This is a genomic window from Vibrio sp. SSH13-20, from assembly GCF_040104475.1.
Lineage (GTDB): Bacteria > Pseudomonadota > Gammaproteobacteria > Enterobacterales > Vibrionaceae > Vibrio > Vibrio harveyi.
In genome coordinates this window covers 349,813-364,475 of the sequence record NZ_JBECOU010000004.1, presented here as the reverse complement: position 1 = coordinate 364,475, position 14,663 = coordinate 349,813, and the positions used below count along the sequence as shown (strand labels likewise).

Below are 14,663 nucleotides of genomic sequence, written 5' to 3'. Positions count from 1 at the left end.
TCTCTCTCAATCCTTGAATTCATGCTCGTTTAGGAACATAAGCTGCTCTTGCGACAGAAAAGACAATCAATTCACACACTGTGCAAAAGCATCCCTTTGAGCATTTCAGAGGCTTATTTTTTTTCAAAAAAAAATAAATCAAGATTCGACCGTGTTACACAAAACTCACTACAAGAAACATAGTTTTGCATAGAAAATACAATATTGAGCCAAGATTTTATAAATATTTTGCATGTATTTAATTAATCGCTTACTCAGTCCGTAGGGGTTATTTTGCGAGTGAAATTAAACTTTTCTGATGAAACAGAAAGAGTTACGACATAGAGGTAGCGTTGAAAAGGAGGTTATTTGCGACTGAAGTGTTCGCTCAACGCTGCTCTGCGTTTGGAAGCTGCGCCAGTTTCTGAGCCCTGAACCGTGTGTTCGAAGCCTTTTAGGATAAAGCGTTGGTCAGGGAGTCGAGGCTCAATGCGTCGTATCTGTGGAGCGAGATGAGACCCTGAGATTTGGTACTCAGTTTTGCCAAGCCCGGTGTTCAGTGTGATGACTTTGCCATCAAACTCGAATTGAGTGGCGATAAGGCGATGGTTGCGAAAGACACCTTCGGGTGTAAAAGAAAGCTGTTCGGTTTGATAAGGTGGCGCACCGATCTCTATCCATTCACCGTAGATTTTGTTTGGGTCGATGTAATCTAAGTAAGATGCGTACAACTGGTAACCAAGCACACTAATCAACGAGCAACCGAAAACAGCAAAGCCCCCTTTAATGATTTTGAACTGATGACGAGCCCAAAATGAGGGTTGCGGTTCTGGCTTCTGTTTCCTTTTCCTGCGCGCAGTGGTGGTCATGATTCCTACTTACCTTCCTTTTTTATTATGGTGAGAAGCTTGAGCTATAAAAACAAACAATCTAGCTTTTGAGACGGTGAAACTATGATCTGATGTCCACTTTTACATTCCGAAACACAGTTATTGAGAATTTGCTCTTTCAACAAAGACCCATTTAGAGACTTGAGTCGTAAACCGAAACAGGGTAAAAAAGAGCTGATTTTTGATAAGGAAACCAATAATGAGTATTAAGGAAAACAGTTATTTTGCTGGTGGCGTAAAGTCACTAGGTTTTAGTCAACAAGGGCAGGATGTCAGTGTTGGCGTGATGCTACCAGGTGAATACACGTTCGGTACACAAGCGCCGGAGCGTATGAGTGTTGTTAAAGGTGCGTTGATCGTAAAGAAAGCGGGTGAAGTGGATTGGGTCACCTACAATAGTGGTGAATTCTTCGAAGTTGAAGGTAATTCATCATTCGAGCTGCAAGTGAAAGACGCGACCGCGTACTTATGTGAGTACCTCTAAGTACTAAATAGAATTGAGATAAAAGCCACCTTTTGGGTGGCTTTTTTCATGCATGTTGTTCAGATACAAACGTTTTTTAACAACAAACTGATAACTTTGTATATACTTAATACAGGTGCAACCATCAACAAGGAGGAAGTGATGGCAGTACAACCTAAACATTCTGATCTCCCTCCTCGCTTTGAGGCGACGGAATTTACGACAGAGCAAAGGCACCGTTTCACGAAAGTTGCGAATGCGGCACAAAAGCGTCGTGCTTTCTATAAACGAGCGATTGAAAACAGTCTAGTCGGAAAAATTAAGGAACGGGCACTGAAACCCGTTATTCGTCCTAGAGAGGATAAACCAAGTAAAACACGCCAAGTGATTTGGTTGATTACGTTTTTGCTCGGCGGTTTATGGGCGATGTACATGTTTGCTTAACATGTGTGATAACGACCATTTGCACTTGCCATGATGCTAAGCAATTGGTCGTTATAAACTGGCATCGCGTTGTAACGAGGTCACATTTTCACTTCCCATTGCGCCAACAAGCGAATGTCTTTGATGGCGTAACTCTTCTGCATGCGAGCAATGCTCATAATAGGCGTACTGGTTTTTACCCGTGTGCTTTGCCGCGTACATGGCTTTATCCGCACAACGAGTCAGTTCAGATAGGTCATTCGCATCCTGATGATAGATAGCAACGCCAATGCTCATTGTAAGCTCATTAATCGTGTCTTCCGATTGATAGCCAGTTTTAAATAGATTGACGATGCGATCCATGATGGTGTCTAAGTCCTTTTTACAGCGCACATCGTAGAGCATGAGTACAAACTCATCACCCGCAAAGCGAGCGATCGAATAATCGTGTTTGTCTGTCTTTCGGTCTTTGTTGCGAATGTTGTTTTTCAAGCGTGTCGCGAAGTGTTTTAGTACGCGGTCACCCACATCATGACCATAGTTATCATTGATGTGTTTGAAGTTATCAATATCAAGGAAGACCAATGCGGTAACCGTATTACTATGGGTTTGATCTAGCTCCTCTAGCTTGGCGCGAGCCCAAGTTTCAAAACTCCAGCGATTCGCTAAGCCTGTCAATTGATCGAGATAAGCGAGTTCTTCAATCCCTTCTCGATAGAGAGTTTGGATGTAATTAACCACTTTTGAGTAGTAATAAGAAAACGTATGGCACACAAAGCAGATCGCCACTAAGGTGAACATAAAGCGACGCTCAGTCATTTCACTTGCAGTGGGAACACTTTCTAGAAAGGTTAAACCAAAAAAAATGATGAGTGTGTAACTGACACTGAATAGTAAGCCGACCTTAAATTCGTTAATTAGAATAATGGCAGCCACAATGGGATAGAGCCAAAGCAACCTGCCGGATGGCGCGTCGTTATAGAGCAGCAGTAGTAAACCATCGAACATCAATACCGCGGTGAGCAGTAAATCTGCGTATTGATGATGCCCACGTACTTTAATTAAATAACTGATGGCTAAACATGCCACAGCACACAGACCAATTAAAAAGCTAAGCCCCCAGTTCCCTTCAAAGTAATGCAGCACAGAGCCATAGGTTAAAAATGCCGTCGCAATGCTGGAACAGAGAAATACAATCTTCTTTTTTCTTGTCGATCGGATATCCGCCATTTCCTCTAGGCGTGCTCCGGCCAATTTCGACATTGTGTATCCCTACTTTAGAATTATTTAATGCCTATTCTAGGTGGTAATTTAGTACTACATGGAATAGCAATACGTCTAATTGTGATATGAATCATGTTTGGCATGAATGTGAGTTATTGAATTTGTAAGAAATTTACGACCTGTGAAAGTTTTCAGGATTATGAAAACTTTCAAAAAACCAAGTATGAATTGCGCTTATTTTGAACAAATTAACGTGATTATTCTTAAACATTTCTGTGAAATGAAAGCGATTTCAAAATATGAATGACAAATTAGAATCTAATAACATTATGATTTTAATTAACAAAATACGGCGCTAGTTTCATGCGTTGTTTCATGTCATTTCGAGTGCTTGTGCCATGTGAAGCAGTAGCGACTTTTCAAACGTTTCATTCCTTAAGATCCCTATTGAAATAATTACACCTACAAAAACTTAGGGAAATCACATGAAAAACTTAAAGGTTTTACCTCTCACTCTTGCAGTGGCCACTTCGCTTGCTTCTCTTTCTACTTTTGCTGCCGATTCTGATGTAGAAGCTTTGGAAAAACGTATTCAAGAGCTGGAGAAACGCATTGACCCAACTTATGTCGATGACCAACAACCAGCGGTATTAACGCCGGACATTGAGATTCCTTATGGCGTTGTGTTCTCTGGTTATGCTCGTTACGGTGCTCACTACCAAGGGGGCGACCAAAAGTACGTGATGGTTGATGGCTCTTTTAACGGCTCATCCGCTATTGGTCGATTAGGTAACGAAGGCAATGGCGGTGAATTCCAGTTAGCTAAAGCATTTAAGAATGACAGTGGCGCAATCTGGGATGTTGTGGTGATGTTCGATCACTGGGGTGACGAGGTGAACCTGAAAAAGGCTTATGCAGGCGTTACGAATGTACTAGAGAGTCAGCCGAACGCTTACATTTGGGCTGGTCGTGATTTCCATCAGCGTCCACAACAGGGCATCAACGATTACTTTTGGATGATGCACGATGGTCAAGGTGGCGGTATCAACAACCTTGAGCTTGGTTCCGTCAAACTTGACCTTGGTGTGGTTGCTTCGGTTGAAAGCTGTAACCCGGAAATCACTCCGGGATCAAACCCTTCAATCTCTTGTACTGGTGGCTCTGGAACGGGTGATAGCGGTGCGTATGCATTCACATCTAAACTGCACGGCATTGATATGGGCTTTGCTGATTTAGAGCTTTACGCGAACTATGGTTTTGATTCAGAAGCAATTGAGAGCTCAGAACACATTGATGCTTACCAGCTGGGTGCGGTGATTTCACGTGCACACGACAGCGGATCAAACCGTTTAGTGTTGCGTTATTCTGATAACGCTGACAACGGCGTATTCTGGAAAACAGAAGACTTAACAACTATTTACGCAAGCTTTGAAGGTAATGCAAACCTTGGTGAAAACGCTGCGGTTGAATACCTATTGGCATACCACGATTACTCAATTGACGGTTCAAACAAGCTTGAAGATGAGCGTACTAACTACAGTGCTATCGTCCGTCCGATGTACTTCTGGAATGATGTTCACTCGACTTGGCTAGAAGCGGGTTACCAAATGGTTGATTACGCACGTGCCGATGATGACAACACAGGCTGGAAAGTGACGCTATCGCAAAATATCTCGTTTGATTGGGGCGCTGGCGCTCGTCCGATGCTCCGCTTCTACGCGACGGCAGGTGAGGTCGACAACAAAGCAACCAACAATGACCCTAAGCAAGACACATTTAGCGTAGGTGCTATGTGGGAAGCTTGGTGGTAAACCGAGTCTAATTAATTACTGTCCATGTAACAGTGGTAGGTACTGAAGGCAGATTTATTAGGTTTCTACCACTGATTTATTTCTTAACTCTCTCTATTTAGTCATGGTGTTCATTGCAGCCAGTGAAAACCATACTGTCCATTATTGACCCTATTTTGAGCCGCATTTGCGGCTCTTTTTTTGTTTCTATGCTTTAAAAAACTGCGCAGAGATCTTTATTAAAGAGTTGTGAAATCAATGCCTTTATTGAATCTCATTTGAACGTGAAATGACCGTTTCATGAAACAGTTTCATGGCGTGAAAGGAAACTGCCTACCGCTTCATTTTTTCCGATATTGCCCGAATCTAAAGGGATTTCGGTGTGATTTCTCTCACGATAACACCCTAGTGGATAAGAAATACTAGCTGCCATGAAAGCGGTTTCGAGAAATGCATCTCGAAGCAAAATTGAATCTTGATGCTCAGGTGGAAGAGGTTTCTTGTGGCGACGATTAAAGATGTATCTGAATACGCAGGGGTTTCTCAGGCAACGGTTTCTCGCGTGATTAATGGCACTAGCCGTGTAAGTCACGATAAGAAGCTGAAAGTCGAGAAAGCGATTCAAGAACTTGGCTATCGTCCAAACTCAATCGCTCAGGCTTTGGCGTCTAGTCGCACTGGCAGTATTGGCATCATCGTGCCAGAGCTTGGTGGTCCATTTTACTCTGGCATTTTGCACAGCATGGAAGAGCGTCTGCGCCGTTTCGGTTACCACGTGGTGGTAACTGCAGGTTCAAACTCTGAGCAAAGTCAGCGTGAGTCAGTAGAATTTCTGCTTGGACGACGCGTGGATGCCATTATTTTGCATGCACAAAACCTGACGGATGATTATTTAATCGATCTTAAAGAAAAAGGCATTCCGGTGGTACTGGTGAATCGCTTTATTCCAGAAATGGCGCAATGCTGTATTGAGATCGATAACGAATTTGGTGGTCAGTTGGCGACCGAATACTTGTTGCGAATGGGGCATCGCAACATAGCGTGTATCACCGGTCCTCTGGACAAATCTGACGCACGGGGGCGTCTACAAGGTTACCGCAAGGCTCTTGAAGAAGCGGGAATCGAGTATGACGAAGCGTTGGTGTCCGAGGCCGGTTTTACCGAAGAATCAGGGGAAAGCGCAATGCGTAAACTGTTGAAGCGCGATTGTCATTTTACTGCTGTATTTGCGTGTAATGATCATATGGCGTTCGGTGCTTACGAAGTGCTGAAAGCCAATGGTGTAAACGTTCCGGAGCAAATCTCTTTGGTGGGGTTTGATGACATTTTATTTGCACGCTACCTCACGCCAGCCCTAACCACAGTTAACTTCCCTATTGAGCAAATGAGCGCTGAAGCTGTCCAGCTCGTGATTCAAATTCTCAATAAAAATAAACGAGATGTGAACTTCAAATTGTCGCCAAGCTTGGTGCCAAGAAGTTCAGTCAAGGAACTGCATACCCTATAAAACGATAATTAAGGACAACAACATGAAACTGAAAACTTTGACGCTTGCCATGACCGCTGCTTTGGGTGTTGCTGCAACGGTAAATGCGGCTGATGAAACCAAAATTCGCTTCGATGGTTTCCCTGATTTTGATAGTAGCTTGAAAGTGCTGCTACCTGATTTCGAGAAGGAAACGGGCATTAAAGTGGATTACCTAATGAATAACCACGGTGACCACCATACCAAGCTGACAACCAACTTGGCGACGGGTTCTGGCGCAGGTGATGTGATTGTTGTTGATGTAGAAAAAATCGGTCCATTTGTGGCGTCTGGCGGCTTAGTGAATCTGTCTGAAAACTATGGTGCAGACAAATACGCAGAAAACTTTGCGCCTTATGCATGGGCGCAGGGTAAAGGAGCAGATGGCGATGTGTATGGTATGCCAGTCGATTTAGGACCGGGTGTGATGTACTACCGCACTGACATGTTTGAAAAAGCGGGCATTGATATCAATGAAGCGATCAAAGATTGGGACTCTTATATTGCGGCGGGTGAAAAGCTGAAGCAACAAAACGTTCAACTGATCGCGTCTGCTGCGGATGTGGCACAAGCGATTATCTTTACCACAGTGCCAGAAGGTGAAGGTCTATACTTCGATAAAGATGGCAACCCAGTCGTGACCTCTGAGCGTTTTGTGCACGCGTTTGAAGTGGCGAAAGAGATTCGTGATAAAGGTTTAGATGGTCGTATTCTTGCGTGGTCAAACGAATGGTACGAAGGCTTCCGTAACGGCACATTTGCTACTCAGCTTTCGGGGGCTTGGCTACTTGGTCACCTAAACAACTGGATTGCTCCTGAGACTGCAGGTAGCTGGGGTGTATCTAACCTTCCTGATGGTATTTACGGTAGTTGGGGTGGCTCATTCCTATCGATTCCAACCCAATCTAAGCATCAAGACGAAGCGTGGAAGCTGATCGAATACATGACAACTCGTCGCGATATTCAGCTTAAACACTTCGAAACTATCGCAGCATTCCCTGCAAACACAACAACTTATGACGACCCTATGTTTGAAGAGAAAGTCGAGTTCCTTGGTGGGCAGCAAGCGCGCTTATTGTTTGCTGAGGTGGCACAAAACATCAAGCCAGTGGCACCAGCAAAAGGCGACCACGTTGCTCGCTCTATCATCCTAGAAAACGCACTGATGGAAGTGCTGGATGAAGGCAAAGACATTGAAACGGCATTGAAAGAAGCGGAACGCATGATTAAGCGCCGCACCCGTAATTTGTAAGCATTTCGCCATTTGGTAAGCAAGGAGGGCGAATCGCCCTCCTGAGTAGAGGTCGTTACTATGAATCATGCAGCGAGCAAGGTTATGGAAACATCACAACGTGAGAGCATTTTTTCTCGTCTAAGTTTGAAAGCGCTTACACCGTATGGATTCCTACTGCCGTTTTTGATTATTTTTTCTGTTTTCGGGATCTTCCCGTTACTGTTTTCAATTTTTCTTTCTTTCCATGAGTGGAACCCAGTCGAAGGTTTGGGTGCGATGGATTACGTCGGGCTAGAGAACTACCACATTGCTCTGACTGACCCGTGGCTGTGGCGCTCATTGAAGAACACCCTTTGGCTAGCCATTACGTCTGGTGTGGCGCAGCACTTAGTTGCTCTGCCTGTGGCGTACATTCTGGTGTCTTTGGGTGACCGTTTCCGTCATTGGTTGACGTCGGCTTATTTCCTGCCGTTCATTACGTCAACGGTGGCTGCGTCACTTATCTTCTTCAACATGTACTCGCCAAACTCAGGGATCATCAACCAAAGCTTAATGGCATTGGCAGACAGCACACTATTTGGTTGGGCATTCTCTTGGGTGAACGACTTCCAGCCAATCCGTTGGTTAGATGACGCAACCATGGTGAAGCCTTCTATCGCCATTATGGTGTTCTGGAAATACACCGGTTTTAACATCGTGCTTTACACCACTGGTTTGATGACGATTCCTAAAGACATCCTAGAAGCGGCTCGTATGGACGGTGCAAACGCATGGCGTCGATTCTGGAGCATTTCACTACCAATGATTCGTCCATTCATCTTCTTTGCGGTCACCATGACTATCATCGGTAACTTGCAGTTGTTCGAAGAACCCTTCGTTCTAACGCGCGGTACGGGTGGTACAGGTCAGTCTGGTTTAACTATCTCAATGTACCTCTACAAAGTGGGCTGGGAATGGCTAGAGATGGGTACAGCGTCAGCGATTTCGTGGCTGCTCTTTACCTTGATTGCAGGCTGTACAGCGGTTCAATTCTTCTTCTTCGGTAAGAAAGGTCTAGGGGAGCAATAAGATGAGTACTAACACTTTACCTGCGGCGCAGCGTTGGCGTCCAAGCGATCGCAGTATCGAGATCTTCACCAAAATACTGATGGTGATGCTCGGCTCAATCCTGATTGTTTCTGCCATCATGACCGTATTTCCGTTCATTTGGTCGGCGCTGCTATCAACCCGTGACCGTACCGAAATCTTTGGCACTGGGATTAGCTTTGCGATTGGCGACAGCTTAGCGGTCAACTACGCAAAACTACTGGAAATCATGCCGTTTTGGCAGGCGATGTTTAACTCTATCTACATCGCATTCCTAGGCACCACAATTTCACTGCTGTTTTGTAGCATGGGTGGCTATGCGTTTGCGGTGTACAAGTTCAAGGGCAAAAACGTGCTATTTGGTATGTTGGTTGGCTCAATGATGATTCCGCCAGTATTGAGCTTGATCCCTTACTTCATGATCGTGAAGTTTCTCGGCTTACTCGATAACCACTTAGCGGTTTGGCTACCGTTCACAACGACACCATTTGGCATCTTTTTGATGCGCCAGCACGTGGTGGCTTCGATTCCAAAAGAGCTGTTAGAAGCGGCGAAGCTCGATGGTGCGGGTGAATTTAGAACTTACTGGAGTGTGGTATTGCCACTGATGAAACCGGCGCTTGCAACTTTGGCTATCGTGCAGTTTGTCTTCTTCTGGAACATGTTCATGCAGCCACTCGTGGTACTTACAACGCCAGAAAACTACGTGATTACGCAGGCACTGCGAAGCGTGCAGGGCATTCCGAATACGCCGTGGGGAGCGGTGATGCTCGGAACAACCATCTCCATTTTACCGTTAGTGATTACTTACTTATTTGCCTCTAAACAGATGATCAGCGGCTTGACCTCTGGTGCCGTCAAGGGCTAAGCGAAACAAAAGGTTTTATAACAATGAATAAATTCCAATTACCACAAGATTCAAAATTACGTAGCCCAGAGTTCCTATTTGGTGTCGCAACCTCTTCTTATCAGATTGAAGGCGGTGCCCAGTTAGGTGGTCGTACGCCTTCGATTTGGGACACGTTTTGTAATAAGCCAGGTGCAGTCGACAACGCAGATAACGGTGACGTGGCATGTGATCACTATCATTTGTGGAAGCAAGACATCGAGATGATTCAAGGCTTAGGGGTTGGCGCATATCGTTTATCCATGGCATGGCCGCGCATCATTCCAGAAGATGGCAAAGTGAATGAAGAAGGTTTGAAGTTCTATGAGCAAATCATCGATGAGTGTCACGCTCGTGGTTTGAAAGTTTTCGTCACGCTTTACCACTGGGATCTTCCGCAATACCTAGAAGACAAAGGTGGTTGGCTAAATCGAGAAACGGCTTACAAGTTTGCAGAGTATGCGGATGTAGTTAGTGCTTACTTTGGCGATAAGATTGATTCTTACGCGACACTGAACGAACCGTTCTGTTCAGCCTACCTAGGTTACCGTTGGGGTGAACATGCTCCAGGTCTTAAGGGTGAACGCGAAGGTTTCTTATCAGCACACCACCTAATGCTGGGTCATGGTCTTGCGATTCCACACATGCGTAAGAATGCACCAAATGCGATGCACGGTTGTGTGTTCAATGCGACGCCTGCTTACCCATACAGCGAGGCGGATATCGGTGCGGCAGAGTATAGTGATGCGGAAGGTTACCATTGGTTTATGGACCCTGTATTGAAGGGTGAATACCCTCAGTTGGTCTTAGATCGCCAATCGCACAATCTACCGATGATTCTGGAAGGTGACCTCGACATCATCCAAACCGATTTGGACTTTATCGGGATTAACTTCTATACCCGTTGTGTGGTGCGTTACAACGAACATGGTGATATTGAAACCGTTCCTCAACCAGAACAAGAGCACACGTTCATTGGCTGGGAAATTCACCCTCAGGCATTGACGGACTTACTATTGCGTCTGAATGACCGTTATCCAAACTTGCCGCCACTTTACATCACTGAAAACGGCGCAGCTGGCGATGACCATTGCATTGCTGGCGAAGTGAATGATGAGCAACGTGTGCGTTACTTCCAACTGCATCTAGAAGCGTTGGATGCTGCGATTAAAGCAGGTGTGAATGTGAATGGTTACTTCGCTTGGAGCTTAATGGATAACTTCGAGTGGGCTTACGGGTACAAGCAGCGCTTCGGCATTGTCCACGTGGATTACCAAACACAAAAACGCACCTTAAAAGTGAGCGCAATTGCTTACCGTAACATGCTGCTAGATCGAGCAGAGGAGAACCAGTAATGGCAAAAGTCGAATTCAAAAACATCAAAAAATCCTACGATGATGTTGAGGTAGTGAAACACTTCGACTTCACGGTGCAAGATGGAGAGTTTGTGGTTTTCCTTGGTCCATCGGGCTGTGGTAAATCGACCACGCTACGTATGCTTGCTGGGCTGGAAAGCATAACGGGTGGTGAGATTTACGTTGGCGATAAGCTGATGAATAAAATCGATGCGAAAGATCGTGACCTTGCGATGGTGTTTCAAAGCTATGCGCTGTACCCACATATGACGGTATACGAGAACATCGCTTTTGCACTGAAACTGAAAGGCATGCCAAAAGACCAAATCGATGTTGAAGTGCGTAAAGCGGCAAAAATGCTAGAGTTGGACGCACTGTTAGATCGCAAACCCAAAGAGCTGTCTGGTGGTCAACGCCAACGTGTTGCCATGGGACGTGCTATGGTTCGCACGCCTAAGGTGTTCTTATTTGATGAGCCATTATCGAACCTAGATGCCAAACTGCGTGGCGTAATGCGTGAAGAGATCAAACAGCTTCATCGTGAGCTAAAAACCACCACGATTTACGTAACCCACGATCAAATTGAAGCGATGACACTGGCAGACCGTATCGTGATCTTGAAAGATGGCTATGTGGCTCAAGTTGGCACACCAACGGAAGTGTTCCAACGTCCGGCAAACAAGTTTGTGGCGCAGTTCATTGGTAACCCATCGATGAACATGTTGGACGCCAAGCTGATTGGTGAAGACGGTAACTGGGAAGTGGAATTGGGTGATGTTCGTATTCCTCTACCAGAGCGTTTCAAAGCACACGCATCGAAGAACTTAGCACTGCACTTTGGTGTACGTCCTACGGACATCCATCTACGTGCTGAGCAAGTGGATCATGACCGCGTGCTGCCATTCCCTGTCAAAATTAAAGACAAAGAGCTACTAGGTGCAAGTATTCTACTGAAAACGGAAATTGCTGGTCAGCCATTAATGGTTGAAACACAAGCTGCGGAAGTGGATGTGGATAGTTTAACTCTCTACTTGGATTTAGATGCGATTCATCTGTTTGATGCGCTGAGTGAAAACTCGCTAGCGACATTCTAAACCCTCGATATGAAAGCCAGTGCGCGCTTGCGTACTGGCAAATTATCTAGCTCTCATTTCCCATATCCAAACGTTGTCGCGTTCCCCGGCGCAACTTATATTTTTGTTATTAGCTTGCTGGGAAAATTCCTACAATGAAAAAGAAAAAAAGAGCAGCATCTATTTACGATGTGGCTAAGTTGGCTGGGGTATCACCGAGCACCGTTTCACGTTTCCTCAACCGTACAACTTTTGTCTCGGACGATAAAAGCCAAAACATAGAGAAAGCGATCAAGTCACTGGGCTATAAGCCGAACTATCAAATGGGACAAGGCACTAATACGCGTTCCATGACGATTGGCGTTCTTATCCAACATCCAGAAAGTCCGCACACCAGTCGTATCCTTAACGATATGGAAAAGGTTCTGAATGCTCAGGGGTACTCGTTGGTGATTGCGACGGGACATTGGCAGCGTTCATTGGAATCGCATGCTTTGGAGTATTTGGCGAAGAGCAATGTCGATGGCGTCATCATTGTAACGGGCAGTTTGACGGAAGCGCAGATACTGGAATATGCAGAGCGAATTCCGGTTGTTGCGGTTGGATACAATGTCATTGGCGATAAGGTTCGATCCATAAATATAGATAATGTATTGGGTGGATATATGGCGACACTGCATTTGATGCAGCAAGGTCATGTTAACATCGCGCATATTAAAGGGCTTTTGAATCAACCAGACGCCGTTGCTCGCTTTGTTGGCTACAAGAACGCACTGCAAGAGGCTGGCATTAAAGTGCTACCAAAATTGGTTAAGCAAGGCGACTTCAGCAGTGAGTCCGGTTACGCCAAAACCGTTGAGTTGATCGAATCCAAAGTGCATTTCTCTGCGTTGTTTGCTGCCAATGACCAAACGGCTTATGGAGCAATAAAAGCTCTGCATGACCATGGTTTTCGTGTACCAGAAGATGTGTCCGTGATCGGTTTTGATGATTTGCCGACCTCACAGTATTTTACGCCAGCATTAACCACGTTGCGTCAGCCAATTGAAGAAGTCGGAGCGCTCAGTGCAGAGTCCATTCTTAATTTATTGAGTGGTGAGAGACACGAGGTGCGTTTGCCACCTATTGAGTTGATTGTTCGTCAATCTACCGCTTCAAAGTTTCGTCAGTCAAGCTAAGGCAATCCGTCGAATGCATTAGAAAATATTTTCCGAAACTCGACGAAATTTTGTTGTATTTGTGACCAAACTCCGTCTAGAATTCGCGCCTGCATTTTGGTGGTTAAGTGTTCAATTGCCGAAATGTCCAAATTCTAATAAATCTAATTTTTTGAACTGCCTCACAGTTTTCTGTGGGGCAGTTTTTAGTTGTAGGAAAGGTCTCAATTCATGCCTAAAAGCCAGAATATCAACCAGCGTATGTCTATCGTGGCATTGGCTTGGCCGATACTTGTCGAAATATTGCTACGGACGGCTTTAGGAACCAGTGATGTATTCATGCTGAGTGGTTACTCGGATAAAGCCGTCTCTGCGGTTGGGGTTATCACGCAGCTCACGTTCTTCCTGATCATCGTATCCACCTTTGTGAGTAGTGGCACGGGCATCTTGATCGCGCAATACAACGGTGCAGGGCGTGAGAAAGACTCTGTTGATGTTGGCGTTGCCAGCGTAGCTTTGTCCGTTATTGTTGGTGCCTTTTTGAGTGTGCTTGCTGTGATCGGTGCGGTGTTCTTCTTACCTTATTACGGGTTAGAGGCGCAGGTTGAGCAGTACGCAAGGGAATACTTGCTGATCAGCGGTGCGATGACGTTCAACGTGACGATTGGTATCGTCTTCACCACAATTCTGCGCAGCCATGGTTACTCACGCTCACCAATGGTGGTGAACCTTATCTCTGGTGTATTCAATATCATTGGTAACTACCTTGCTTTGTATCAGCCTTTTGGTTTGCCTGTGTATGGTGTTGAAGGCGTTGCGGTGGCGACTGTCGTCAGCCAAGTGATCGGTACTTTGCTATTAGGCGTGATTTTGAAACGCAGCAGTATTGAATTGCCAATGTCTAAGCTCAAACAAGTTCCGAAAGAGGTCTACAAAAAGATCTTAAAAATCGGTGGCATGAACGCGGGCGAAGTACTGTCTTACAACATGGCGCAAATCTGCATCGTGTACTTTGTGGTGCAAATGGGTACCTCTTCGCTAGCGGCATTTACCTATGCGCAAAACATCGCACGTTTCTCTTTCGCGTTTGCGCTCGCGATTGGTCAGGCAGCGCAAATCCAGACAGGGTACTACATAGGCAAAGGTTGGGTGACCAGCATTTTGAAACGCGTGCAGATCTACTTTTTGATTGGCTTTGCGGCGTCAACAGCAGCGACGTGTTTGATCTACCTATTCCATGAAGAGATTCTGAGCGTGTTTACCGATCAGCCAGAAATCTTGGCATTGGCGGGCTCATTGGTCATGGGGTCAATCGTGCTAGAGGCAGGACGCGTGTTTAACCTGATCTTCATTTCGGCACTCAAGGGGGCGGGCGACATCAAGTTCCCAGTACAGATGGGTATTCTGAGCATGTGGGGATTAGGTGTGGTGTTTTCTTACATCTTCGGCATTCACATGGGTTATGGCGTGATTGGTGCTTGGATGGCAATTGCTCTAGATGAATGGGTGCGCGGTATCATTATGGCAAGACGCTGGCGCTCTCAAGTGTGGACGAAGTTTAAAGTCAGTTAACTTCCG

Annotated in this window: 13 protein-coding genes; 11 read left to right on the top strand and 2 right to left on the bottom strand. The window is 45.5% G+C overall.

Translation table 11 applies throughout. From position 1 onward, the window contains the following. Window positions 1-344: 344 nt before the first annotated feature. Window positions 345-848 carry a DUF2850 domain-containing protein gene (locus tag ABMY42_RS13690; RefSeq protein WP_349266431.1) on the bottom strand — a complete coding sequence of 168 codons (504 nt, stop codon included), beginning with the start codon at window positions 846-848 and terminating at the stop codon, window positions 345-347. 220 nt (window positions 849-1,068) lie between these two features. Between ABMY42_RS13690 and ABMY42_RS13685 the strand changes: the two genes are divergently transcribed. Together ABMY42_RS13685 and ABMY42_RS13680 are read left to right on the top strand one after the other, a co-directional pair. Continuing rightward, window positions 1,069-1,353 (top strand): pyrimidine/purine nucleoside phosphorylase, encoded by a 285-nt coding sequence (locus ABMY42_RS13685; protein ID WP_005448986.1) that lies wholly within the window; start codon window positions 1,069-1,071, stop codon window positions 1,351-1,353. A gap of 141 nt (window positions 1,354-1,494) precedes the next feature. After that, window positions 1,495-1,776: a hypothetical protein gene (locus ABMY42_RS13680; protein WP_005448987.1), complete on the top strand. Its 282-nt coding sequence runs from the start codon at window positions 1,495-1,497 to the stop codon at window positions 1,774-1,776. Window positions 1,777-1,827: 51 nt separating this feature from the next. On the opposite strand, the gene ABMY42_RS13675 is transcribed toward ABMY42_RS13680, so the two are convergent. Next, a complete protein-coding gene (locus tag ABMY42_RS13675) occupies window positions 1,828-3,018 on the bottom strand; it encodes a GGDEF domain-containing protein (protein ID WP_053052559.1) in 1,191 nt (396 codons plus the stop codon). Window positions 3,019-3,464: 446 nt separating this feature from the next. Here ABMY42_RS13675 and ABMY42_RS13670 point away from each other — a divergent pair, with 446 nt between their 5' ends. The 9 genes from ABMY42_RS13670 to ABMY42_RS13630 all read left to right on the top strand — a co-directional run bounded on the left by ABMY42_RS13670 (window position 3,465) and on the right by ABMY42_RS13630 (window position 14,657). After that, window positions 3,465-4,790, top strand: coding sequence for a carbohydrate porin (locus ABMY42_RS13670; RefSeq protein ID WP_005448989.1), 1,326 nt, complete (start codon window positions 3,465-3,467; stop codon window positions 4,788-4,790). Between the two features lie 481 nt (window positions 4,791-5,271). Beyond that, entirely contained in the window at window positions 5,272-6,276 is a 1,005-nt protein-coding gene (locus ABMY42_RS13665; protein WP_005448990.1) for a LacI family DNA-binding transcriptional regulator, read from the top strand. A 22-nt stretch (window positions 6,277-6,298) separates the two neighbouring features. Beyond that, on the top strand, window positions 6,299-7,546 hold the full coding sequence (locus ABMY42_RS13660) for an extracellular solute-binding protein (RefSeq protein ID WP_349266430.1): 1,248 nt from the start codon (window positions 6,299-6,301) through the stop codon (window positions 7,544-7,546). Window positions 7,547-7,606: 60 nt separating this feature from the next. Further along, window positions 7,607-8,596, top strand: coding sequence for a sugar ABC transporter permease (locus ABMY42_RS13655; protein WP_005448995.1), 990 nt, complete (start codon window positions 7,607-7,609; stop codon window positions 8,594-8,596). Between the two features lies 1 nt (window position 8,597). Continuing rightward, entirely contained in the window at window positions 8,598-9,482 is an 885-nt protein-coding gene (locus tag ABMY42_RS13650) for a carbohydrate ABC transporter permease (protein WP_005448996.1), read from the top strand. A gap of 23 nt (window positions 9,483-9,505) precedes the next feature. Further along, window positions 9,506-10,855 carry a GH1 family beta-glucosidase gene (locus tag ABMY42_RS13645; protein ID WP_349266429.1) on the top strand — a complete coding sequence of 450 codons (1,350 nt, stop codon included), beginning with the start codon at window positions 9,506-9,508 and terminating at the stop codon, window positions 10,853-10,855. Continuing rightward, window positions 10,855-11,949: a sn-glycerol-3-phosphate ABC transporter ATP-binding protein UgpC gene (gene ugpC / locus ABMY42_RS13640; RefSeq protein WP_005448999.1), complete on the top strand. Its 1,095-nt coding sequence runs from the start codon at window positions 10,855-10,857 to the stop codon at window positions 11,947-11,949. The genes ABMY42_RS13645 and ugpC overlap by 1 nt, the downstream gene beginning before the upstream one ends. Before the next feature lie 134 nt (window positions 11,950-12,083). Next, a complete protein-coding gene (locus tag ABMY42_RS13635) occupies window positions 12,084-13,106 on the top strand; it encodes a substrate-binding domain-containing protein (protein WP_009696617.1) in 1,023 nt (340 codons plus the stop codon). Between the two features lie 210 nt (window positions 13,107-13,316). Then, window positions 13,317-14,657, top strand: coding sequence for an MATE family efflux transporter (locus ABMY42_RS13630; protein ID WP_349266428.1), 1,341 nt, complete (start codon window positions 13,317-13,319; stop codon window positions 14,655-14,657). The last annotated feature ends 6 nt before the right edge of the window (window positions 14,658-14,663 follow it).

Bases quoted from the DNA above. Each gene is read 5' to 3' on its own strand.
- ABMY42_RS13690 (WP_349266431.1), bottom strand. From the start codon at position 848: ATGACCACCACTGCGCGCAGGAAAAGGAAACAGAAGCCAGAACCGCAA.
- ABMY42_RS13685 (WP_005448986.1), top strand. From the start codon at position 1,069: ATGAGTATTAAGGAAAACAGTTATTTTGCTGGTGGCGTAAAGTCACTA.
- ABMY42_RS13680 (WP_005448987.1), top strand. From the start codon at position 1,495: ATGGCAGTACAACCTAAACATTCTGATCTCCCTCCTCGCTTTGAGGCG.
- ABMY42_RS13675 (WP_053052559.1), bottom strand. From the start codon at position 3,018: ATGTCGAAATTGGCCGGAGCACGCCTAGAGGAAATGGCGGATATCCGA.
- ABMY42_RS13670 (WP_005448989.1), top strand. From the start codon at position 3,465: ATGAAAAACTTAAAGGTTTTACCTCTCACTCTTGCAGTGGCCACTTCG.
- ABMY42_RS13660 (WP_349266430.1), top strand. From the start codon at position 6,299: ATGAAACTGAAAACTTTGACGCTTGCCATGACCGCTGCTTTGGGTGTT.
- ABMY42_RS13655 (WP_005448995.1), top strand. From the start codon at position 7,607: ATGAATCATGCAGCGAGCAAGGTTATGGAAACATCACAACGTGAGAGC.
- ABMY42_RS13650 (WP_005448996.1), top strand. From the start codon at position 8,598: ATGAGTACTAACACTTTACCTGCGGCGCAGCGTTGGCGTCCAAGCGAT.
- ABMY42_RS13645 (WP_349266429.1), top strand. From the start codon at position 9,506: ATGAATAAATTCCAATTACCACAAGATTCAAAATTACGTAGCCCAGAG.
- ugpC (WP_005448999.1), top strand. From the start codon at position 10,855: ATGGCAAAAGTCGAATTCAAAAACATCAAAAAATCCTACGATGATGTT.
- ABMY42_RS13635 (WP_009696617.1), top strand. From the start codon at position 12,084: ATGAAAAAGAAAAAAAGAGCAGCATCTATTTACGATGTGGCTAAGTTG.
- ABMY42_RS13630 (WP_349266428.1), top strand. From the start codon at position 13,317: ATGCCTAAAAGCCAGAATATCAACCAGCGTATGTCTATCGTGGCATTG.